The organism is Pseudomonas sp. A-B-19 (assembly GCF_019947515.1).
Classification (GTDB): Bacteria; Pseudomonadota; Gammaproteobacteria; order Pseudomonadales; family Pseudomonadaceae; genus Aquipseudomonas.
In genome coordinates this window covers 16134-39092 of the sequence record NZ_JAGYGN010000002.1, presented here as the reverse complement: position 1 = coordinate 39092, position 22959 = coordinate 16134, and the positions used below count along the sequence as shown (strand labels likewise).

General features: G+C 61.5%; 20 protein-coding genes. 7 read left to right on the top strand and 13 right to left on the bottom strand.

Features of this window, described 5'->3' with window-relative positions:
* Positions 1-3 precede the first annotated feature (3 nt).
* The 5 genes from lnt to miaB form a co-directional block, all read right to left on the bottom strand.
* Complete coding sequence (lnt, locus tag KGA81_RS02320) at positions 4-1527, bottom strand: apolipoprotein N-acyltransferase (protein WP_223544400.1); 1524 nt, start codon at positions 1525-1527, stop codon at positions 4-6.
* 8 nt (positions 1528-1535) lie between these two features.
* Positions 1536-2375 (bottom strand): HlyC/CorC family transporter, encoded by an 840-nt coding sequence (locus tag KGA81_RS02315; RefSeq protein ID WP_108216352.1) that lies wholly within the window; start codon positions 2373-2375, stop codon positions 1536-1538.
* A gap of 5 nt (positions 2376-2380) precedes the next feature.
* Positions 2381-2875, bottom strand: a complete 495-nt coding sequence (gene ybeY / locus KGA81_RS02310; RefSeq protein ID WP_223544399.1) for an rRNA maturation RNase YbeY — start codon at positions 2873-2875, stop codon at positions 2381-2383.
* Positions 2868-3875, bottom strand: coding sequence for a PhoH family protein (locus KGA81_RS02305; RefSeq protein WP_223544398.1), 1008 nt, complete (start codon positions 3873-3875; stop codon positions 2868-2870). The genes ybeY and KGA81_RS02305 overlap by 8 nt, the downstream gene beginning before the upstream one ends.
* Positions 3876-4100: 225 nt before the next feature.
* A complete protein-coding gene (gene miaB, locus KGA81_RS02300; RefSeq protein WP_223544397.1) occupies positions 4101-5429 on the bottom strand; it encodes a tRNA (N6-isopentenyl adenosine(37)-C2)-methylthiotransferase MiaB in 1329 nt (442 codons plus the stop codon).
* Positions 5430-5562: 133 nt separating this feature from the next.
* Between miaB and KGA81_RS02295 the strand changes: the two genes are divergently transcribed.
* Positions 5563-5892 (top strand): DUF1820 family protein, encoded by a 330-nt coding sequence (locus KGA81_RS02295; protein ID WP_008052403.1) that lies wholly within the window; start codon positions 5563-5565, stop codon positions 5890-5892.
* Positions 5893-6085: 193 nt separating this feature from the next.
* Here KGA81_RS02295 and KGA81_RS02290 read toward each other — a convergent pair whose 3' ends face one another.
* The 4 genes from KGA81_RS02290 to KGA81_RS02275 form a co-directional block, all read right to left on the bottom strand.
* A complete protein-coding gene (locus KGA81_RS02290) occupies positions 6086-6640 on the bottom strand; it encodes a tetratricopeptide repeat protein (protein WP_103396533.1) in 555 nt (184 codons plus the stop codon).
* Between the two features lie 223 nt (positions 6641-6863).
* Positions 6864-8147 carry a glutamate-1-semialdehyde 2,1-aminomutase gene (gene hemL, locus KGA81_RS02285; RefSeq protein ID WP_223544396.1) on the bottom strand — a complete coding sequence of 428 codons (1284 nt, stop codon included), beginning with the start codon at positions 8145-8147 and terminating at the stop codon, positions 6864-6866.
* A gap of 22 nt (positions 8148-8169) precedes the next feature.
* Positions 8170-8802 (bottom strand): thiamine phosphate synthase, encoded by a 633-nt coding sequence (thiE, locus tag KGA81_RS02280; RefSeq protein ID WP_223544395.1) that lies wholly within the window; start codon positions 8800-8802, stop codon positions 8170-8172.
* Between the two features lie 31 nt (positions 8803-8833).
* A complete protein-coding gene (locus KGA81_RS02275; protein WP_223544394.1) occupies positions 8834-9631 on the bottom strand; it encodes a hydroxymethylpyrimidine/phosphomethylpyrimidine kinase in 798 nt (265 codons plus the stop codon).
* A gap of 397 nt (positions 9632-10028) precedes the next feature.
* On the opposite strand from KGA81_RS02275, the gene KGA81_RS02270 reads away from it, so the two are divergent.
* From KGA81_RS02270 to KGA81_RS02255, 4 genes are all read left to right on the top strand, one after another.
* The gene (locus KGA81_RS02270) at positions 10029-12413 is read left to right on the top strand and encodes a hybrid sensor histidine kinase/response regulator (RefSeq protein ID WP_223544393.1); all 2385 of its coding nucleotides are present in this window, start codon (positions 10029-10031) and stop codon (positions 12411-12413) included.
* Positions 12414-12487: 74 nt separating this feature from the next.
* Positions 12488-14137 carry an acyl-CoA dehydrogenase family protein gene (locus KGA81_RS02265; protein WP_223544392.1) on the top strand — a complete coding sequence of 550 codons (1650 nt, stop codon included), beginning with the start codon at positions 12488-12490 and terminating at the stop codon, positions 14135-14137.
* A gap of 174 nt (positions 14138-14311) precedes the next feature.
* Positions 14312-15811, top strand: coding sequence for an AMP nucleosidase (gene amn, locus KGA81_RS02260; RefSeq protein WP_223544391.1), 1500 nt, complete (start codon positions 14312-14314; stop codon positions 15809-15811).
* Between the two features lie 69 nt (positions 15812-15880).
* Positions 15881-16516, top strand: coding sequence for a pseudouridine synthase (locus KGA81_RS02255; RefSeq protein WP_223544390.1), 636 nt, complete (start codon positions 15881-15883; stop codon positions 16514-16516).
* Here the strand turns inward: KGA81_RS02255 and KGA81_RS02250 are convergent.
* Positions 16511-16720, bottom strand: a complete 210-nt coding sequence (locus KGA81_RS02250) for a DUF2788 domain-containing protein (RefSeq protein ID WP_003185724.1) — start codon at positions 16718-16720, stop codon at positions 16511-16513. The two genes, KGA81_RS02255 and KGA81_RS02250, sit on opposite strands and share 6 nt — an antisense overlap.
* Positions 16721-16932: 212 nt before the next feature.
* Entirely contained in the window at positions 16933-17412 is a 480-nt protein-coding gene (locus KGA81_RS02245) for an Lrp/AsnC family transcriptional regulator (protein WP_007937367.1), read from the bottom strand.
* Positions 17413-17862: 450 nt separating this feature from the next.
* Between KGA81_RS02245 and KGA81_RS02240 the strand changes: the two genes are divergently transcribed.
* Complete coding sequence (locus KGA81_RS02240) at positions 17863-18900, top strand: DUF6515 family protein (protein WP_223544389.1); 1038 nt, start codon at positions 17863-17865, stop codon at positions 18898-18900.
* On the opposite strand, the gene KGA81_RS02235 is transcribed toward KGA81_RS02240, so the two are convergent.
* Both KGA81_RS02235 and KGA81_RS02230 read right to left on the bottom strand, forming a co-directional pair.
* On the bottom strand, positions 18894-19790 hold the full coding sequence (locus KGA81_RS02235) for a cation diffusion facilitator family transporter (RefSeq protein ID WP_223544388.1): 897 nt from the start codon (positions 19788-19790) through the stop codon (positions 18894-18896). The two genes, KGA81_RS02240 and KGA81_RS02235, sit on opposite strands and share 7 nt — an antisense overlap.
* 41 nt (positions 19791-19831) lie before the next feature.
* Complete coding sequence (locus tag KGA81_RS02230; protein ID WP_008022979.1) at positions 19832-20251, bottom strand: hypothetical protein; 420 nt, start codon at positions 20249-20251, stop codon at positions 19832-19834.
* A gap of 100 nt (positions 20252-20351) precedes the next feature.
* On the opposite strand from KGA81_RS02230, the gene hrpB reads away from it, so the two are divergent.
* The gene (gene hrpB, locus KGA81_RS02225) at positions 20352-22868 is read left to right on the top strand and encodes an ATP-dependent helicase HrpB (RefSeq protein ID WP_223544387.1); all 2517 of its coding nucleotides are present in this window, start codon (positions 20352-20354) and stop codon (positions 22866-22868) included.
* The last annotated feature ends 91 nt before the right edge of the window (positions 22869-22959 follow it).

Sequence of the window (22959 nt, the reverse complement as noted above, 5' to 3'; positions counted from 1 at the left end):
AGTTCAGACGGTCTTGGCCATCCGGCTCGCAATCAATGCCCAACCGAACAACAACACGCAGACAATGAGCAATGGCCACGAACGCCATTCCAGGTATGGCGTGAGATTGTGCATTGGCACCACTTCGCCATACAGGGTGCCGCGTTCGAACTGCGGGATCTGATCGGTAATCTGACCAAACGGGTTGATCAGACCGGATACGCCGTTGTTGGTGGCGCGGATCATCCAGCGCCCGGCCTCCAGTGCACGCATCTGCGCCATCTGCAGGTGTTGCAGGGGGCCGATGGAGGTGCCGAACCAGGTGTCGTTGCTGATGGTCAGCAGCAGGTCGCTGCGGGCGGCAAGGCTGGCGGCGAACTCCGGATAAACCACTTCATAGCAGATGAACGGCGCGATCTGATAACCCTTGGCTTGCAGCAGTGGCTGGTCGGCCGGGCCGCGAGCGAAGTCCGACATTGGCAGGTCGAAGAATGCGATCAGCCCACGCAGCATGTCCTGCAAGGGGACATATTCACCAAACGGCACCAGTTTTTGCTTCAGGTAAGTGCCGTCGCCTTCACCGGTAGCGGTGATGCCATTGAAGAAACGCTTTTCGTGGCGTACTTCCATGCGCACCGGGACGCCGGTAATGAACGCCGATTTACGTTCGGCCGCGAAGCTGCCCATCATGTTCAGGTAGCCCTCGGCGGACTCCTTGAGCACCGGGATCGCCGTTTCCGGCCAAATGAGAAGGTCCGCTCGCCTGGAGCTGAAACTCATGTCGCGGTACAACTCCAGTTGCGCGTTGAGCTGCGCCGGGTCCCACTTCATGCTTTGTTCGACGTTGCCCTGAATGGCGGCGACGCTCAGTGGCGGGCCCGACGGGCTGGTCCAGGCATGATGTTTGAGGGCCATACCGACCAGCCATGGCCCGACCAGCAACAATGCACCGGCAGCGATGAAGCCTTTACGGCCTGTGCGAACCAGGCGCAAGCCGTTGTAGATCAGCGCAGCTGTCAGGGCCAGGGTAAAGGAAATCAGCCACATCCCGCCGATGGGAGCAAGCCCGGCCAGCGGGCCATCGAGCTGGCTGTAACCGGAATACAGCCACGGGAAACCGGTCAGGAACCAGCCACGGAAAGCTTCCTGGCCAACCCACAGCGCTGCGAAGGCCAGCGCGTCGGCCAGCGGTGCCTCATTGCGACGCAGCCAGCGCGCCCAAATCCAGGCGGGCAGGGCAAAGAACCAGGCAATCGCCGCTGTGAAGATCAGCATCAGGAAGCCGGCCAGCAGCATCGACGCGCCGCCGAAGTGGTGGATGCTGTAGTAGATCCAGCTGGTGCCGGCACCGAACAGGCCGAAACCGAAACACCAGCCGCGCCCCAGCGCCTGGCGTGGACTCAGTTCGCGCAAGCCGGCATAGAACAGGCCGACGGCGAGCAGCGCCAGTGGCCAGATATCGAACGGCGCCAGGGCCAGGGTGGTGATTGCACCGGCCGCCACGGCCAGCAGGTTACCGGGCCAGCCGGGGCGGGTTGTCCAGCGCATTTCAATCCTTAGCGAGCAATGGGCGTCAGGCGAAGCAAGTGAATCCGACGGCTGTCGGCGTTCAGGATGCGGAAGCGGTACGGGCCGATTTCGGTGATTTCGTTACGTTTTGGCAAATGCCCGAACGCGCTCATCACCAGGCCGCCAACGGTGTCGAACTCATCGTCGGAGAACTCGCTGTCGAAAAAATCGTTGAAGTTCTCGATCGGTGTCAGGGCCTTGATCAGGAAATCACCGCTGGGCAGCGGCTTGATGTAGCTGTCTTCTTCGACGTCGTGTTCGTCTTCGATGTCGCCGACGATTTGCTCCAGCACGTCTTCGATGGTCACCAGGCCTGCCACGCCGCCGTACTCGTCGATGACGATGGCCATGTGGTTGTGATTGGCGCGAAATTCACGCAACAGCACGTTAAGGCGCTTGGATTCCGGCACGAAAGTGGCCGGGCGCAGCAGGTCCTTGATGTTGAAATTGTCGCCGTTCTCCTTGAGGATCAACGGCAACAAGTCCTTGGCCAGCAACACGCCCATCACGTCATCGTGGCTTTCGCCGATCACCGGGTAACGGGAGTGGGCGGAGTCGACCACGGCAGGCAGGAACTCGCGGGGTGTCTGGGTCGCCTTGATGCTGACCATTTGCGAGCGCGGGACCATGATGTCCCGAACCTGCAAGTCAGCCACCTGGATGGCGCCTTCGACGATGGCCAGCGCTTCGCTGTCCAGCAGTTTGTTCTGGTGTGCATCGCGCAGCAGCTCCAGCAGCTCCTGGCGGTTTTTCGGCTCGTGGGCAAAAGCCTGGGTGAGCTTACCCAGCCATGACTTCTGCCCATTGCTCGATCGATCTTCGCTCATAGCGATTACTCTGAATCCTTTGTTGTTTCGGTGGGGGATAAATCGGTTTCGTCGTCCGCGTACGGATCGGGAAAGCCCAGTTCTGCAAGCAACGTTCGTTCCAGTGCTTCCATCTCTTCGGCTTCTTCGTCATCAATATGGTCGTAACCGAGCAGATGCAGGCAGCCGTGAATCACCAAGTGTGCCCAATGGGCCTTGAGCTCCTTGGCTTGCTCGGCGGCTTCGCGCTCGACCACGGCCACGCAGATCACCAGATCGCCCAGCAGCGGGATGTCGAGGAACTCATCCGGCACATCGGCCGGGAATGACAAGACGTTAGTTGCGTAATCCTTTTGCCGCCAGGTGTGGTTCAGCTCGCGGCCTTCGGCTTCGTCGACCAGACGAATGGTCATCTCCGAGTCGGCGGTGCGCTGGCGCAAAGCCAGCTCGCACCACTGGCGGAATTCGGCTTCGCTGGGGGCGGGGGCTTGGGTGGCGATTTGCAGGTCAAGCTCAAGCATCGCGGCGGCTATCCTTGGCGGCTGCATCATCGGCCGCTTTGATTTCGAAGCGCTCATAGGCTTCGACAATCCGTTGCACCAGTGGGTGGCGCACGACGTCCTTGGGCTGGAAATGGGTGAAGCTGATTCCCGGCACTTCCTTGAGCACTTCTATCACGTGGTGCAGGCCGGACTTGGTACCGCGTGGCAGGTCGACCTGGGTGATGTCCCCGGTGATGACGGCTGTGGAGCCGAAGCCGATCCGGGTCAGGAACATCTTCATCTGCTCGACCGTGGTGTTCTGGCTTTCGTCGAGAATGATGAAGCTGTTGTTCAACGTACGGCCACGCATGTAGGCCAGCGGCGCGACTTCGATCACCTGGCGTTCGATCAGCTTGGCGACGTATTCGAAGCCGAGCATTTCGTAGAGCGCGTCGTAGAGCGGGCGCAGGTACGGGTCGATTTTCTGTGCGAGGTCGCCGGGCAGAAAGCCGAGTTTTTCACCCGCTTCGACTGCCGGACGCACCAGCAGGATGCGGCGGATCTGCTCGCGCTCCAGTGCATCCACAGCGCAAGCCACGGCCAGATAGGTCTTGCCGGTACCGGCCGGACCGATGCCGAAGTTGATGTCGTTACCGAGAATTTCCTTCACGTAGCGCACTTGATTCAAACCGCGGGGGCGAATCATGCCTTTCTTGGTGCGCAGGGCCACGGAAGGTTCGGCGGGGGAGTGATTGTCCAGCTGTTCGACGGCCGATTCCTGCAGGAACAGGTGGACCATGTCCGGCGACAGCTCGGTACCCTTGGTTTCCCGGTACAGGCGGCGCAGGAGGTTTTCCGCGGAGGAGGTGTGTTTGGGTTCGCCGATCAGCTCGAACTGGTTTCCGCGATTGCGGATCTCGATGGTCAGGCGCTGTTCGATCAAGCGCAAATGCTCGTCGAATTGCCCGCACAGATTGGCGAAGCGACGAGCTTCAAAAGGCTCGAGGATGAAACGATGTGGTTCTATGGGTGCGTTCAAGGTCGTATTTAGCCGCCCTGGGGCAATTGGGATGAATCAAGGATAGCGCCAGTGGCGTGGGCGCGAAAGCTCTTAAATAATCCAATCCGATATCCGCAGTTGGCGCGGACCTTGTAGGAGCGAGCTTGCTCGCGAAGGGCTTAAGGGCTCCGCGTTCAGTCAGGATGTACGCACCATCGTTGACGAACATCGCGAGCAAGCTCGCTCCTACAAGGGGATGCGGTGTTATTGGACCAGCGAACCCCGCAGAGAATGCGGTTGCGCGGCATCGATGTGCACGTCCGCGAACTGGCCGATCAGGGTCGGATTGTCGCAGCGGAAGTTGACGATCCGGTTATTCTCGGTCCGGCCTTGCAGCTCGCCCGGGTCTTTTTTCGAATAATCGGTTACCAGGATCCGCTGGATCGAACCGACCATTTGTCGGCTGATCTCGAAACCTTGCTGGTTCAAGCGATGTTGCAGGGCATTCAGGCGTTCTTTTTTCAGCTCTTGCGACGTGTCGTCCGCCAGGTCGGCGGCCGGTGTGCCGGGACGCTGGCTGTAGACGAACGAGTAGGAAAAGTCGAAGCCGACGTCGGCAACCAGTTTCATGGTTTGTTCGAAATCTTTCTCGGTCTCGCCCGGGAAACCGACGATGAAGTCTGAGCTGATGCAGATCCCCGGCACGGCGGCGCGCAGTTTGCGCAGTTTGGATTTGTATTCCAGTGCGGTGTGGTTGCGCTTCATCGCGGCGAGGATGCGGTCCGAGCCCGACTGCACTGGCAAGTGCAGGTGCTTGACCAGTTCCGGCACGTCGGCGTGGGCCTGGATCAGGCTGTCGGAGAACTCCAGCGGATGCGACGTGGTGTAACGGATGCGGTCGATGCCGTCGACCGCGGCGACCACGCGGATCAGTTCGGCCAGATCCGCCAGACGCCCGTCATGGGTGAGGCCGCGATAGCCGTTGACGTTCTGCCCCAGCAGCGTCACTTCGCGCACGCCGTTTTCGGCCAGGTGGATGATCTCGGCAATCACGTCGTCGAACGGCCGGCTGACTTCTTCACCGCGGGTGTAGGGCACCACGCAGAACGTGCAGTATTTGCTGCAACCTTCCATCACCGACACGTAAGCGCTCGGGCCGTCGATGCGTGGTTCGGGCAGATGGTCGAATTTTTCGATTTCCGGGAACGAGACGTCCACTTGCGGCAGCTTGCTGATGCGCGCGGCGTCGATCATTTCCGGCAGACGGTGCAGGGTCTGCGGGCCGAAGACCACGTCGACGTACGGCGCGCGATCACGGATGGCTGCGCCTTCCTGGCTGGCCACGCAACCGCCGACGGCGATCACCATGTCCGGGTTGGCCAGTTTCAGCTCGCGCCAGCGGCCGAGCTGGGAGTAGACGCGATCCTGGGCACGTTCGCGGATCGAGCAGGTGTTGAGCAGGATCACGTCGGCGTCTTCAGCGCGGGCGGTGACTTCCAGGGCCTGATGTTCGCCCAGCAGATCGACCATGCGCGAGCTGTCGTACTCGTTCATCTGGCAACCGTGGGTTTCGATGTAAAGCTTCTTGGCCATGGAAAGAGTCATCACCTGATTCAAAGAACCGCGCATTATAGGTGACATGTCCCGTGGTTCCTACCGCTGCGCGTCCGATGGCTATGCTATAGTTCGCGCCCTCATTTTTATCCCCCGATGTGTTTCGCCAGCCATGACCAAACGTGAAGCTCCAATCTACAAGGTGATTTTCCTCAACCAGGGCCAGGTGTTCGAAATGTACGCCAAGCAGATCTATCAAAGTGATCTGTGGGGCTTTCTGGAAGTGGAAGAGTTCGTCTTTGGCGAGCGCACGCAAGTGGTCGTCGATCCGAGCGAAGAAAAACTCAAGGCTCAGTTCGAAGGCGTAGTGCGTAGTTTTGTACCGATGCATTCGATCGTGCGTATCGACGAAGTCGAGCGTATGGGAACACCGAAAATCAGCGAAGCCCGTGGCGCGGTCGGCAATGTCATGCCGTTTCCGATGCCAATGCCTGAGAAGTAAGTAGCAGCGGCTAGAGAGGCTTGTTGTGGCGAGGGAGCTTGTCGGATCGCCGCACCGTCCCGCTCGGCTGCGAAGCAGCCGCCGAAACGCGCGGTGTGTCAGGCAGGGTGCGATTGCAGGGTTTAGGGCCGCTTCGCGCCCCAGCGGGAGCAAGCTCCCTCGCCACAACAAGCCACCTCGAAGCCTGCAGTATTCAGGGAAGAGGTGCGAAAGGCGTACGCCCGTCAGCGCTCTGCAACTCCATCAAATATTTACGGAAAATTTGCCCGAGTACCTGGGTGGCGACTTCGAGTTCTTCGCGGGGCATTTTTTCGGTGACTTCGTCGGCGGTGTCCAGGGCATCTTCGGCGCCGTTGACCGCCGCCATCTTCAGCAGGATGTACGCCTGAACGTTATTGGCCGGCACGCCTTCGCCGTGGAAGAACATGGTGCCGAGCTTGAATTGCGCCTGGGCGTGGCCTTGCAGCGAGGCTTTTTCGAAATAGCTCAGGGCTTGATTGAGGTCGCGCGGCGCGTTTTTGCCTTCGTAGTAGAACTCACCCAACTCGTATTGCGCTTGTGCATCCCCTTCGTCCGACGCTTTCTGGCAGGCGGCGAGCGCCTGTTCCAGGTCTTGCGGCTGGGTATTGAGGGTGCAGCGACCCATCGCTGGGATTAACAACGAGTTGCCGCCTGCTTGTGCGTGCGCGAGCAGGGGCTGAAGAAGCAACAGGCAGCCCAGTGCAAGGGTGCGGCCGGTGCGGTTCATGGGAATCGACTTACCTCTGAAGGGCGCGCGGACCCATCGAGGGATCCAATAAGCGCGCATTATGAAATAAGCAGGGGCAACCTTACAAAGTCTTTACTCGTTTTTCTGCTGCGCGGGAAATATATCACCCGATTTGCGAGGGGTTTTTGCTGAAACTGCAGGCGTGCAGGCGGCGTGTAGGTGAAAGCTGACGCCGGCAATGGCCAACGTCAGCGCCACAGCGTTATTTCAAGGCAGCGAAGGCGCGCTCGGCGGCGTCCAGGGTCAGTTTCAGCTCGGCGTCGCCATGAGCGATCGAAGTGAAACCTGCTTCGAAGGCGCTCGGTGCCAGGTAGACGCCTCCCTCCAGCATCAGATGGAAGAAGCGACCGAACAGGGCCGCATCGCTGGCCATGACGTCATCGAAGGTGACGATGTCGTCGGCGCCACTGAAATACAGGCCGAACATGCCGCCGGCCTGGGTAGTCACGAACGGAATGCCGGCCGCATCGGCGCGTTGTTGCAGGCCGTCGAGCAGGCGAGTGGTGTAGTCGGTCAGCTCGGCATGGAAGCCCGGGCGGCTGATCAGGCGCAGGGTGGTCAGGCCAGCGGCCATCGCCAGGGGGTTACCGGACAGCGTGCCGGCCTGGTAGACCGGGCCCAGCGGAGCGATGCGCTGCATGATTTCACGCTTGCCGCCGAAACAGCCGACTGGCATGCCGCCACCGATGATCTTGCCGAAGGTGGTCAGGTCCGGTGTCACGCCGTAGTACGCCTGGGCACCGCCGAGGGCGACACGGAAGCCGGTCATCACTTCGTCGAAAATCAGCACCACGCCGTGCTTGTCGCACAGGGTCCGCAGGCCTTCGAGGAAACCCGGTGCCGGCGGCACGCAGTTCATATTGCCAGCCACTGGCTCGACGATGATACAGGCCACTTCCTGGCCGACTTCGGCGAGCATGCTTTCAACGGCGTCGATGTCGTTGAACGGCAGGGTCAGGGTGTGTTTGGCGAACGCTGCCGGTACACCGGCCGAGCTCGGTACGCCCTGGGTCAGTGCGCCGGAGCCGGCCTTGACCAACAGGCTGTCGGAGTGACCGTGGTAGCAGCCTTCGAATTTGATGATGCTGTCGCGGCCGGTGAAGCCACGGGCCAGGCGAATGGCACTCATGGTCGCTTCGGTGCCGGAGCTGACCATGCGCACCATTTCCATCGACGGTACCAGCGAGCAGACCAGGTCGGCCATCTGCGTTTCCATCTCGGTCGGGGCGCCGTAGGACAAACCGTGCTCAAGCTGTTTGCGCACGGCGTCCAGCACGTCCGGATGGCTGTGGCCGAGGATCATCGGGCCCCAGGAGCCGACGTAGTCCACATAGCGCTTGTTGTCTTCGTCGGTGACGTAGGCGCCTTCGGCGTGCTTGAAGAACAACGGCGTGCCGCCGACGCTCTTGAACGCGCGAACCGGCGAGTTCACGCCGCCGGGAATGTGTTTTTGGGCATTGGCAAACAGCGTTTCGGAACGAGACATGATCGGGCTCTCAAATCAGATTTTAAGCGACTTTAATAGAAAGCAATTCGTTGAAGGCGCGGGCGCGACGGGTCACCTCGGCCGTGCTCTCGGCGCCAAACAGGCCATGCACCACCGCCAGCAGATCGACGCCGTGGGCCACCAGCGGGGCAGCGTTTTCCAGGGTGATGCCGCCGATCGCGCAGATCGGCAAGTGCAACTGCTTGCGGGCCTGGTCGAGCAATTCGAGGCTGCAGGTCGGCGCGCCGGGCTTGGTGTTCGAATTGAAGAAGCGGCCGAAGGCGACGTAGCTGGCACCCTCTTTGGCAGCCTGTTCGGCCAGTTCGAGCTGCGCGTGGCAGGTTGAACCGATGATCGCCTGACGCCCGAGCAGCGCACGGGCCGGAGTCAGTGGGCCGTCGGTCTGGCCCAGGTGCACGCCCACGTTCAGGCGTGCCGCCAACTCGGCGTCGTCGTTGATGATCAACTGTGTCTTGTAACGTTCGCACAGCTCGCGCAAGGCTTCGGCCTCACGCAGGCGGCGGGCGTCGTCACTGCTCTTGTCACGGTATTGCAGCAAGGTGACGCCGCCTTCCAGCGCCGCCTCCACGTACTTGAGCAACTTGCCGTCCAGCAAATGGCTGTCGGTAATGGCGTACAGGCCACGTAGTTTCATCGGGCAAGCCTCACTGCATTACAAAGAGAAGTTACGAACAGAAATCCAGTGGCAAGCGACGCGGCACGAACTGGCCTTTGCCCAGTTGCTCGGCATCACGCAGGGTGCGCCATGTGTAGTTAAGCGCGGTCTGTACTGCACTGGCGAGGTTTTCGCCCTGGGCCAGACGACCGGCCAGCGCACTGGCCAGGGTGCAGCCGGAACCGTGATAACTGCCCGGCAAGCGCTGGCAGGTAAAGGTTTCGCGCTGGCCGTCGCGGCTGTACAGGCGATTGTGGATTTCGGTTTCGTCGCCATGACCGCCGGTGATCAGCAGGTGTTTGACGAACGGCAGGAGTTTTTCAGCGCACTCATCCGCGGTGCCTTCGGGCAGTTCGGCGAGGATCCGGGCTTCGGGAAGGTTGGGGGTTGCAATGATCGACAGCGGCAGCAGGCGTTCGCGCATGGCGTAGCCGACTTCGTCCTTGCCCAGGCGTCCGCCGCCGCCGGCACGCAGCACCGGGTCGCAGACCACCGGCAAGTGCGGGTGCGCCGAAAGCAGTTCGACTACGGTGTCGACCATTTCCAGGGAACCGAGCATGCCCAGTTTGACCGCGGCGACTTCGGAGTCGTTGAGCACGGCATTGGCCTGGGCCAGTACCCACTCACGGTCCAGGACGCGGAAGTCAGTGACATTGACGGTGTCTTGCACGGTCAGGGCGGTGACGGCCGGAGCCGCATGGCAACCCTGAGCGAGCAGGGCTTCGATATCTGCCTGCAAGCCGGCGCCACCACTTGGGTCGTGGCCGGAGAGACAGAGGACAACGGGGCGAGAGTTGTAGATATTCATGGTGCGCGAGCTTACCACCAAACATTCTTTTTCGGGTGCAGCGACTCTCCACTGTGGCGAGGGAGCTTGCTCCCGCTGGGGCGCGAAGCGGCCCCAAAAAACCTTCACGTTCATTGCGTCGACTGGTTTTACGATTGCTTCGCAGCCGAGCGGGACGGTGCGGCGATCCGACAAGCTCCCTCGCCACAGTTAATTTCTGCCATTGATAATCGTTCGTTAGTGTTGCTGAAACGCCCGTCCTAGAGCCTTTTCAGGAAAAATTTCAATGGTGTTTAATGGCTATCAACGGCTATGCTAGAGTGGATCCAAACCAATAACAGGTAATACCGGTTTTACGTCTGCTCAAAAGGAATGGGGGGCTTCCTGACAGAACCGGACAGGCCACGCTGGGGCTTCAATGCACTATTTGCTGATGTTGCTGTTGTGTTTGCCCCTCCTGGCAAACGCCGTCGAGTTCGACGAGTTCACTCAAAGCCTCCCCTTGGGCCGAACCCTGCAGGTCTACGAGGACGCAGGTGGTCAGGCGACCATCGCCGATATCCGTGCGCAAGCGGCGGCCGGCAACTTCAAGTCGCACCAGAAAGACACGCTCAACGCCGGGTACTCGCGTTCGGTATTCTGGCTGAAGATCGACCTGCATTACCGTCCGGCCAATCCGGCGGCGCAACGGACCTGGCTGCTGGAACTGGCCTATCCGCCCCTCGATCATCTCGATCTCTATTTGCCCGATGCGGCCGGCAACTATCAGTTGGTCAGGCAGACCGGCGATGCCTTGCCGTTCGCCAGCCGCGAGATTCGTCAGAATAACTATTTGTTCGACCTGACGTTCAAACCTGACCAGACCGAAACCGTATTCTTGCGATTGCAAAGCGAAGGTTCGATCCAGGCACCGGTAACCTTGTGGTCGAGCACCGCCTACCTCCAAGAGCAACCTGCGCGCCTCTACGTATTGGGGCTGATCTACGGCGTGCTGCTGGGGATGCTGGTCTACAACCTGTTCATCTACCTCAGCGTGCGCGACACCAGTTACCTCTACTACATCTTCTATATCGCCTCGTTCGGCTTGTATCAGCTGTCGGTAAACGGTGCGGCCGTGCAGTATTTCTGGCCGGACAACCCTTGGTGGGCCAACGCCGCGACGCCGTTTTTCATCGGCTGTGCGGGGTTGTTCGGCAGTCAGTTCGCCCGCAGTTTCCTGCAAATGGCTACCCACAGTCGCTGGCTCGACCGCTTGTTGCTGGCGCTGGTTGCCTTCGGTGCGTTGGTGGTCGGCTTGTCATTGATGAGCAGTTACGCCCTGGCCCTGCGCCTGGCCACAGCGCTGGCGTTGACGTTCACCGTGGTGATTTTTGCCGCCGGGATCTTCGCCTGGCTGCGGGGCCTGCGGGTGGCACGGTATTTCATTATTGCCTGGTCGGCGTTTTTGCTCGGCGGCATCGTCAATACGCTCATGGTGCTGGGCTACCTGCCAAACGTATACCTGACCATGTATTCCAGCCAGATCGGCTCGGCCATCGAAGTGGCGTTGCTGTCCCTGGCGCTGGCCGACCGCATCAACGCCATGCGCGAGCAGCAGGCACAAACCCTGTTCGACGCCAGCCAGAAGCTTGAAGTGCTCAACCAGCAACTGGCTCGCAGCAACAAGCTCAAGGACGAGTTCCTTGCCACCCTGACCCACGAACTGCGCACGCCGATGAACGGTGTGATCGGTTCGCTGGAACTGATGCAGACGGTCGAAATGGACCCGGAGCTCGAGCAGTATCAGCAGACGGCTGCGGGATCGGCGCGGGACATGATGCGCATGGTCAACGGCATCCTCACCCTCACCGAACTGCAGGCCGGCAAACTCAAGGCCTCGGCCGACACCTTCAGCCTGCGCGGCATGGTCGAGGCATTGCGCATGCAGTTCGAGGGCAACGCATCGAGCAAGTCGCTGGACTTCAAGGTCGATGTCGCGCCAGGTGTGCCGGATCGCTTGTACGGCGACAACGTCAAGATCGCGCAGTGCCTGGAATGTCTGCTGGATAATGCCATCAAGTTCACCAGGGTCGGCGGTCTGGCCCTGCGGGTGACCGGCAAGGCCATTGAGCCCGACCGGCTGGCGTTGACCTTTGCGGTAATCGATACGGGCATTGGCTTCACTGATTTGGGGGAGGCCACGATGTATCAACGGTTCTTCCAGCTCGATGGCTCGATGACCCGTGAATACGGTGGCCTGGGGGTTGGCCTGGCGATTTGCCGACAGTTGGTCGAATTGCTGGGAGGGCGCCTGACGCATCGCACCGAGCCAGGACGCGGCAGCCGGTTTCAGCTGGATGTCGAAGTTGGGCTGCCGGCGGCCGTACCTCCGGTGATGCCGTTGATGCCCCGGGATTTTCCGCGTCTGCGCTTGCCTCAGGATTGTGCCGTGCTGTTGGTGGATAACAACGGCATCAGCCAGTTGGTGATGCGCGGCATGTTGCTCAAGCTGGGGTTCCGCGTGCGTACGGCTGATAGCGCCGATGGTGCGCTCGATCTCTTGCAGCGCGAAGTGTTTGACGCGGTGCTGGTCGACTGTCAGTTGCCGCTGCAGGGCGGTGAGTCGGTGTGCTGCCAGATCCGCGCGTTAGCGGGTTATGCGGAGCTGCCGTTGTTCATGATCGCCCTGGGCGGCGAGCGTGAACGCTGCCCGACCGGTGCGTTGATCGATCACTTGAACAAACCGGTGAAATTCGAAGACTTGCAGGCCGCCCTCTACCGCCGCGTGCTCTGCTCGCAACAGGGCGAAAGCGCCGACAGTTAGGCGGATATGACACTTTGATCGGCCGAGGGGCGGTGCTTAACTGAAGTCCCTTGGCCGACCAAAGGAGCCCTGTCATGAACCTGCATCAGTTCGCTGAAACCCACGAAGTCACCAACCAGCCACCGTCACTGGATGGCGCCAATCTGTACCGCATCGACCTGCCGTTGCAGGAGTGGTCGCGGCGGTTCGGGGCCGGTTGGGCCGAGTCGCGGATCGACGCCTACGGCGCACTGGCTGGTGGCCCGTTGATGGAAGCCGGGTTCCTGGCCAATCAGAACAAACCGGTGTTCAACAGCCATGACCGGTTTGGTCATCGTATCGATCTGGTGGAATTTCATCCGGCCTATCACCAATTGATGCGCACGGCAGTTGAGCATGGCTTGACCTCATTGCCTTGGGCTCATCCGCAGTCCGGCGCCCACGTGGCCCGCGCTTCCATGACGTACTTGCACAGCCAGGCCGAAGCCGGCAGTGGCTGCCCGTTGACCATGACCTTCGCCAGCGTTCCGGCCATGCGTCTGCAACCGGACCTGGCGGAAAAGTGGCTGCCGAAAATCCTCGCCACCGAATACGACCCGCGCAATGTCGGCATGGCCCACAAGGCCGGGGTCACCATCGGCATGGCCATGACCGAGAAGCAGGGCGGCACCGATGTGCGGGCCAATACCACCAAGGCGTATCCGGTCGGTGCCAGCGGTCCGGGCCAGGCCTATGAACTGGTGGGGCACAAGTGGTTTTGCTCGGCGCCGATGTGCGACGCGTTCCTCACACTGGCGCAGACCGACAAGGGCCTGACCTGTTTCCTGTTGCCGCGTCACCGCCCGGACGACACACGCAATCAGTTCTACATCCAGCGCCTGAAGAACAAGCTCGGCAACTGCTCCAACGCCTCCAGCGAAGTGGAGTTCCGTGGTGCGCTTGCGTGGATGGTCGGTGAAGAGGGCCGTGGCGTTCCGACGATCATCGAGATGGTCGCGATGACCCGCTTCGATTGCATGGTCGGTTCCAGTTCGCTGATGCGTCAGGCGCTGACCCAGGCCAGCCATCACTGCGCTCACCGTTCGGTTGGCGGAAAACTGCTCAGCGAACAGCCGTTGATGCAGAACGTGCTGGCGGATCTGGCGCTGGAAAGCGAAGCCGCCCTGGCCTTGAGCCTGCGCATGGGGCGGGCACTGGATCATCTGGACGATTCGCAAGAAGCCAGGTTCGCCCGATTGGTGACGGCAGTGGGTAAGTACTGGATCTGCAAGCGGGCGCCGGCCATGATCAACGAAGCCGCCGAATGCATGGGCGGCGCGGGTTATGTCGAAGACAGCATCCTGCCGCGGCTTTACCGCGAGGCACCGGTGAATTCGACGTGGGAAGGCTCCGGCAACGTGCAATGTCTCGACGTGCTGCGTGCCCTGTCGAAAGAGCCGGGGGTGCTCGACGCGCTGTTCAGTGAGTTGGGCGATGGCCATGGCGACAAGCGCCTGGCTGCGCACATCCATCAATTGCAGGCGGCCTTCAAGGACACCGGCGACATCCAGTACCGCGCCCGCCAACTGACTGAAGACATCGCCTTGGGGTTGCAGGCCAAGCTGTTGCTGGAGGCCGGGAATGCGGTGGTCAGCGATGCCTTCATCGCCAGTCGCCTGGAGGGTGGCGGTCGAGTGTACGGCGTGTTACCACGCGGCCTGGACGTGCAAGCCATTGTCGCCCGCTCGACTCCACAAGGCTTCTGATCACGACTGCCCCAGCACCGCAAACCCCTGTGGGAGCGAGCTTGCTCGCGATGACGGATTAACATTCAACAGTGATGTTGACTGATACGCCGCTATCGCGAGCAAGCTCGCTCCCACAGTTGTTCTCTGTACACAGTCAATGCACTGTTCCCGTGAGGCGACGATGCAGGCAAGATGAAGGTCTGCAAGTCAGAACACAGGATGCTGATCGTGACCGAAGCTTTTATTGTCGTTCAAACCGCCGAGCAAGCCGTGGATCGGCTTGCACTCTTGCACAATCGTGCAACCACCGCGCTGAGTCAGGCGCTCAAGCGTTACCTCAAGGACCGCGTCGAGCCCGATGCCGAACAGCGCTCGATGTTCCGCTATCCCGAATTGCGCCTGACCTACCATTGCCAGGGCGAAGTCCCGCAGACCACCCGCGCCTACGCCAAGGTCCAGTTGCCGGGCACTTACAGCGTCACGGTCACCCATCCGTCGGCATTTCGTAAGTACCTGCTGGAACAGCTGGTTCCGCTGATGCACGACTTCACCGTGACCGTGGAAGTCGGTGTCAGCGAGCAGAACATCCCGTATCCATATGTGGTCGAGCAGGGCGATGAGCTGGGGGGCTCCGGCGTCACCGCTGCCGTGCTGGCGCGGGTGTTCCCGAGTACCGACCTGTCGGCCGCGACCGATGGCATTGCCGACGGTTTGTACGATTGGGAAAACACCGATCCGCTGCCCCTGGCCCTGTTCGATGCCGCGCGGGTGGATTTCTCCCTGCGCCGACTGGTGCATTACACCGGCAGCGACTGGCGGCATGTGCAGCCGTGGATTCTGCTGACCAACTATCACCGCTACGTCGACCAGTTCATCGTCCATGGCCTGGAGCAACTGCGCAATGACCCGCGTTTCGTGCGCATGGTGCTGCCGGGAAATGTGATCATCGAGAAGGGCATGGATCACGGCGAAGCCTCGGCGATTGCCGCCGGCGTGGTCTGGCACCGCTACCAGATGCCGGCCTACCACCTGATCGCCAGTGACGGCCACGGCGTGACCCTGGTGAACATCGGCGTCGGCCCGTCCAACGCCAAGAACATCACCGACCACCTGGCCGTGCTGCGCCCGCATTGCTGGCTGATGATCGGTCACTGCGGCGGTTTGCGTCAGTCGCAGACCATTGGCGACTACGTGCTGGCCCACGCTTACATGCGTCGCGACGGCATTCTCGACCGGGTGGTGCCGCCGAACATTCCGATTCCGGCGTTGGCCGAAGTGCAGCTGGCGCTTCAGCAGGCGGCGGCCAACATTACCGGCGAGAAGGGCGACGAACTGAAGAAGCGTCTGCGCACCGGTACCGTGCTGACCTACGACGACCGTAACTGGGAGTTGCGCTGGGCGCAGGAACGGCCGCTGATCAACCTGTCCCGCGCCGTGGCAGTGGACATGGAAAGCGGCACCATCGCAGCGCAAGGTTATCGCTTGCGGGTGCCGTATGGCACGTTGCTGTGCGTCTCGGACAAGCCGCTGCACAGCGAAATCAAGCTGCCGGGCTCGGCCAACGCCTTCTATGAGCGCGCGGTCAGCCAGCATCTGAAGATCGGTATCGAGGCGGTGGATCTGTTGCGCACCGAGCTCAACTCGCTGCACTCGCGCAAACTGCGCAGCTTCGACGAGCCGCCGTTCCGCTGATTCGCGATGGCCATTTAGCGGTTGGGGCACTAGCATTGTCAGCCCTGATCGCTAGATGCTCTCTCCGCCATGTCCCGTCCTCAACGCCCCGTTTCCCGCCGCCCTGGCGCGAAACCCTCTCCTGCAGCCCCGCGACGTGTCGCCAAGGCACCGCCGGCCGAGCCAAAGCTGATCCTGTTCAACAAACCCTTCGATGTGCTGACGCAATTCAGCGACGGCGAAGGGCGCGCGACCCTCAAGGATTACATCGATGTACCGGGAATCTATCCGGCGGGACGGCTGGATCGCGACAGCGAAGGCTTGTTGCTGCTGACCAACGACGGTCAGCTTCAGGCGCGGATCGCCGACCCGAAACACAAGCTGGCCAAGACCTATTGGGTGCAGGTCGAGGGCGAACCGAGCGCCGAACAGTTGCAGCGTTTGCGTGACGGCGTCGAATTGAATGACGGCATGACCTTGCCCGCCGAGGCGCGGCAACTGGACGAACCCGAGCTGTGGCCGCGCAATCCGCCGGTGCGCTTTCGCAAAAGCGTACCGACCAGCTGGCTGGAGTTGGTGATTCGCGAAGGGCGCAACCGCCAGGTGCGGCGCATGACTGCGGCGGTGGGGTTGCCGACGTTGCGCCTGGTACGGGTCAGAATCGGTGACTGGACGATCGAAGGGCTCGATCAGGGACAGTGGAAGGAAGTACCGGCGCGCTTATAAGGCGCCGGATTCGATCAGGCCGATCACCACGCTCTTGATGACGAACGCCGCCACGCCCAGGCCCAGCACGAAGAACAGAATGAACGAGCCGAAGCGCCCGGCCTTGGACTTCTTCGCCAGATCCCAGACGATGAAACCCATGAAAATGATCAGGATGCTGACCAGTCCGGTCATCATCCACTCTTCGAAAACGGCAGGATCCATCGAACATCTCCAGCGCGGGCGTGGCTAAAAGGGCGCGGGGAGTATACGCCTGCGCGGGTTCGTGCTGTATTGACCTGCGTCGGTGTGTCGCAGTCATTCGTCGCCTGTGCCGGCCTCTTCGCTGGCAAGCCAGCTCCTACAGGATGGGGAGGCCGCCATTTTGTGGTCGACACAACACCTGTGTAGGAGCTGGCTTGCCAGCGAAGGCGGCCTCAGCTACGCAAATGAGTCAACGGCAGCTCAGTGCTGTTCAAAACCTGATTCAGCACAAAGCTCGAACGCACACTGGTCACCCCTTCAATCCGGGTCAGATGCCCCAGCAGCAGTTTCTGGTAGTGGTCCATGTCCGGCACCACGACCTTGAGTTGATAGTCAGCATCCATTCCGGTCACCAGGCTGCATTCGAGCACTTGGGGCAGGGTGCGGATGGCCGCTTCGAAGTTTTCGAAACGCTCCGGCGTGTGACGGTCCATGCCGATCAGTACATAGGCCGTCAGGCTCAGGCCGAGCATTTTACGGTCGAGCAGGGCAACCTGGCGGGAGATGTAGCCGTCGTCTTCCAGTTGCTTGACCCGCCGTGAGCACGGCGAAGGCGACAGACCGATGCGCTCGGCCAGCTCCTGGTTGGAGATGCGTGCGTCGCGCTGCAATTCCGCCAGAATACTCAGGTCGTAACGGTCGAGCTTGCTCATCAAACGGTCCTTTCTCGTAACTATTGCGGAGGATTATGTATCCGAGGTTAAAAATTGCGCAAGTGATGTTTAATTCGGCAATCTTCGCAATCCTCTGCCGGCGCTCCCGGCCTATTCTTATCACCAGAATCACTGCTCGGACAAACAGTCCAGTGCGGCTCGCCCAATCAGGCCCGCCGCGGTCGCCACCCCCACCGGGGATGTGCCGGCCCCCGAGCTACACACTGTCCAGAAGACGGCGTGAGGTGAGCCGGCGCCACAAGCGTCGAGCCAGGACGAAGTTCTCCAAGGGGAGGCCGACGGGTCTCCCCTTTTTCTTGCGTGGAATTTGCCGCCGTGAATCAAAGAGCGGCCCTCAATAAATAAGTTGCGTGACAGATAACCTGTAGCAGAACCGGCCCGTGCTTTCCCAGTCTTATGTACAGGCCCTAACCCGCTATGAGGAAAAGCATGAAAACGCGCATCTGGCGTTTGGCCGGCGTTGGTTTGCTGTGTGTCAGTGTCGCCGCGCAAACGATGGCCGATGAGCCACAAAACCATGACCGTGATGGCGGGCAACACGGCCAGGGCGGGCATCGGGGTGAAAATCAGGGCCATGGTGGCAACAACCCGCCACGCCCGCAAAACAGCCAGCCGCAGAACGAACCCCGTGCGCAGAACAACGACAACCGCCAGTACGAGCACAACGGCCAGAATCAACTTCAGAACAATGGCCAGTGGCAGAGCCATCCAGCGCCGGATTTCAACAGCCGGGTTCGCTCGCCGCCACCTCCACCGCAGTTACCGGCCACTGACATGCCGATCCAGCCCCGTCCCGACACCGTACGCCAGACCCAGCCGCCGCAGCGCGGTGACTACCAGGACTCGCCGCATCGCAATAATTACAACCAGCGCTGGAATGGCTACACAGTCGCACCGTCCTATGACAATCACATGCAGGGGCGCTCGAGTGGATACGCTAACAGCTGGGGAGCAGGCCCCAGGTATCGCCCAGGCCAGATGATCGACCGCTTCCCCGAACGCCACTTCCGCGTGCCTTACCGTGGCATGGATTACTACTATTCCGGCGGTTACTGGTATCGCCCGCTCGGCCCGCGCTATGAAGTGGTGAAGCCACCGCGCGGGATTCGCATCAAATACCTGCCCGATTACGCCCAGCAAGTGTTTATAGGCGGGGCACTGCTGTTCCTTGCGGCCGGTTCGTATTACGCCTATGAGGAAAGCACTCAGGACTACGTCGTGGTCGAGCCGCCAGTTGACCAACCACCGGCCGGCAGCAATGGTTATGACGTGGAGGCGTATCCGGCCAACGGCCAGTCGACGGAGCAGGTCGGCCGGGATGGCTACGAGTGTTATCAATACGCGGTGCAGCAGAGTGGTTTCGATCCACGAACCGCCACCTACCAGCCAGCCCCAGCGGTGGTGCAAGACTACCGACAGGCCCAGGGCAACTGCCTGAGCAGTCGCGGTTATCAGGTGAATTACTGAGCCCGGGCGGCCTTCATCACTTCCCGCGGATCGGCGTGCACCAGCACTTCGGCGCGCGGGTAGGCGTTGTGAATGGCCGCGGCAGCCTGATCGCTGATGCCGTGGGCGACTGACAGCGTCAGTTCCCCCGGCAACTCCAGATGCAACTGCACAAACCACTGGTTGCCGGAGATTCGCGTGCGCAGGTCATGAGCACCCAATACGCCGGGCACGCTGCACGCCAGTTCCAGCATGTGCTGGCTGACATCCGGCGGCAATTCTTCGTCCATCAACACCGCAAAACTTTCCCGGGCGATCTGCACCGCGCTCCAAAAGATATAAGCGGCGATACCCAGGCCAAACCAGGCGTCGACCTGATCCCAGCCAAACCCGGCCAGTACCAGCGCTAGCAGAATGCTGCCGTTGAGCAACAGGTCCGAACGGTAATGCAGCGAGTCGGCACGCACGGCGTTGGAGCCGGTAGCCTTGACCACCCGATGTTGCAACATCAGCAAGGCCAGGGTCAGGGCGAGCGAGAACACAATCACACCGATGCTGATCCACGGCGCGCCGATCGGTTCCGGATGTTTCAGCCGGTCAAAGGCCTGAAACGCAATCAGTACCGCACTGCCGCCAATGAACAGCGCCTGGGCCATGCCCGCCAATGATTCGGCCTTGCCGTGCCCGTAGCGATGATCATTGTCGGCGGGGCGCAGGGCGTAATGCACTGCCAGCAGGTTGAGCAATGAGGTGACGCCGTCGAGTGCCGAGTCGGTGAGCCCGGCGAGCATGCTCACCGAGCCGCTCAGCCACCAGGCGATGGCTTTGGCGACGATCAGGGTGCACGCCACCGCCACCGAGGCACGGGTCGCCAGCCGCAGCAGGCGGGCGTGTTCGGAGCTGGAGGTCATAGTGGCCATCGTTACTTGAAGAGTCCTTTTGCGTGCAGGAATTACGCGGCGGGTTGCAGGCCGAACATCGCCAGTTGTTGGGCGCTGCCTTTGCTCTGGATCAGGCGTGGATCGTCCAGCGGGAAGCTGCGGCCCAGTTCGCTTTCCAGAATAGTCTGCAACTTGCGGTTATCGACCTTGCCGTCGGGGCCAATGGCGTCCTTGAGTTTTTGCGGGTCGACCTGGGCGGTCTTGCCCGGCTCGAAGTAAATCGCGCCGGTGGCGAAGTCCACGGCAAACGCGATCAGGCCGGGGATGATGTAGAACAGCAGGCCAACGGCGTCGAGCGCGGCGATGGCCGGGTCGATCTTGCCTTCGATCTGGCCACGGCGATCGGGGTAGAAGATCGATCCGCAAGCTGTCACTTGAGTCAGCAAGGTTGCGACCAGAACACCGCCAATCAGGCGAAAGGGAGCACGCATATGAAATCTCCTGAGTAGAACGCCAATAACGTTACTGGTTAGAGCCCAGACTACGCTAAACAGTTCGCCGTTATACTCGCCGCTCTGTTTTGGAGCCAGCATGATTTCTTTGCCGATCGATGAAGTTTTACCCGCCCTGCGTGAAGCCCTTGCTACACGCCACGAAGCCGTGCTCGAAGCACCGCCCGGCGCCGGTAAGACCACCCGCGTACCTTTGGCCCTGCTCAACGAGCCGTGGCTGGCCGGGCAGACCATCCTGATGCTCGAACCCCGCCGGTTGGCCGCACGCGCAGCGGCGGAACGGCTGGCCAGTGAGCTGGGGGAGAAGGTCGGCGAAACCGTGGGTTATCGCATTCGGCTCGACAGCAAGGTCGGCCCTGACACCCGCATCGAAGTGGTCACCGAAGGCATCCTCACCCGGCGTTTGCAGGATGATCCGGCGCTGGAAGGCGTGGGCCTGCTGATCTTCGATGAGTTTCACGAACGCAGCCTCGACGCTGATCTGGCGCTGGCCCTGAGCCTCAACGGCCGCGAGCTGTTTCGTGACGATCACCCGCTGAAAATCCTCTTGATGTCGGCTACGCTCGAAGGCGAACGCTTGGCCGGGTTGCTCGGCGACGCGCCGATCCTGCGCAGCGAAGGGCGCATGTACCCGGTGGCGATGCGCTGGGGTCGACCGTTCCAGGCCGGTGAATTCATCGAGCCGCGTCTGGTGCAGACCGTCCTTGAAGCCCTGAACGACGAAACCGGCAGCGTGCTGGTGTTCCTGCCGGGGCAAGCGGAAATCCGCCGCGTGCATCAGCAACTGGCGGATGCGCTGGGCGATAACCCACAGGTTCTGTTGTGCCCGTTGCACGGTGAACTGGACCTCGCCGCGCAGCGGGCAGCCATCGATCCGGCACCGGCGGGCCAACGCAAAGTGGTGCTGGCCACCAACATCGCCGAAACCAGTTTGACCATCAACGGCGTGCGCGTGGTGATCGATGCCGGGCTGGCGCGGGTGCCGCGTTTTGATCCCGGCAGCGGCATGACTCGTCTCGACACGCAACGGATTTCCAAAGCCAGTGCCACTCAGCGCGCGGGCCGGGCCGGGCGACTGGAGCCGGGCGTGTGTTATCGCTTGTGGTCCCAGGACCAGCACGAACAACTGGCGGCCTATGGCAGTGCGGAAATCCTTTCGGCGGACCTCGCCGGGCTGGCCTTGCAACTGGGACGTTGGGGTGTGACACCGGGGCAACTGGTGTGGCTCGACGTGCCGCCGGCCGCCGCTTATGCACAGGCTCAGGATCTGCTCGAACGTCTGGGGGCTCTGGAGGGGGAAGCACTGACCCGTCACGGTCAGGCCATGGCCGAACTTCCAGCGCATCCGCGCATCGCCCATTTGCTGTTGCGCGGCCAGGCGCTGGGACTGGCGGACATGGCCTGCGATGTTGCGGCACTGCTCGGCGAGCGCGATATCTTGCGCGGCGGCGGGGCGGACTTGCACAGCCGACTGGTGCTGTTGTCGGGTGAAGAGCGCGCTGCACGCGGTGCTCAGGGGGGCGTGCAGCGCGCACGGCAACTGGCGCGGCAGTATCGAGGTTATCTGCGTGGCAAGGCGTCGGAGCCGGTCAGCGATCCGGATCACCCGCGCTGGCTCGGTGCATTGCTGGCGCTGGCCTATCCCGACCGCGTCGCCCAACAACGGCGCGCCGGTGGTGCGGAATATCGCTTGGCCAACGGACGTGCCGCACTGTTCGCCGAGGCCGACAGCCTGATGAAGCAACCGTGGCTGGTGATCGCCGATCTGGGCAGTCGCCAGGGCCAGCGTGAGGAGCGGATTTACCTGGCGACGGACTTCGATCCGGCGCTCTTCGATTCGGTGCTGGCCGAGCAGGTGCGCTGCGTCGATCAACTGGATTGGGATGAGCGTGAAGGCGTGCTGCGGGCCGAGCGTCAGCGCAAGGTTGGCGAATTGATCCTCAGCCGCGAGCCACTGACGGGACTCGACGAAACCGCCCGCAGCCAGGCGCTGGTGAACCTGGTGCGGCGCAAAGGCCTGGAGCTGTTGCCGTGGACCCCGGAGCTGCGTCAGTGGCAGGCGCGGGTCGCGTTGTTGCGGCAACTGGACCTCGCCGGCAAGGGCGAGAGCGAGTGGCCGGATGTCAGCGACGCGGCGTTGCTCAAGAGTCTGGAGCACTGGCTGATGCCGTATCTGGGCAAGGTTTCGCGGCTCAGCCACTTCGCCAATCTGGACCTGTCGAGCATCGTCCACAACCTGCTGCCGTGGCCGCTGCCGCAGCGGCTGGACGAGCTGGCGCCGCATCATTTGAGCGTGCCGTCGGGCTCGTCGATTCGCCTGGACTACAGCGAACAGCCGCCGATTCTGGCGGTGCGTTTACAGGAGTTGTTTGGCCTGGCGGAAACCCCGCGCATCGCCGGGGGCCGACAGGTGGTGAAACTGCATCTGTTGTCCCCGGCGCGGCGGCCGGTGCAGGTGACCCAGGACCTGGCGAACTTCTGGCGTAGCACGTATGCGGAGGTGAAGAAGGATTTGAAGGGACGTTATCCGAAACATTACTGGCCGGATGATCCGCTGGTGGCCGAAGCCACCGCGCGGATCAAACCGCGTAAATAAATCAAACGCCGATAGGACGCTGCTCACATACTCTGTAGGAGCCGGCTTGCCGGCGAAGAGGCCGTTGAGGCTTGTTTCGGCCTTGATGACG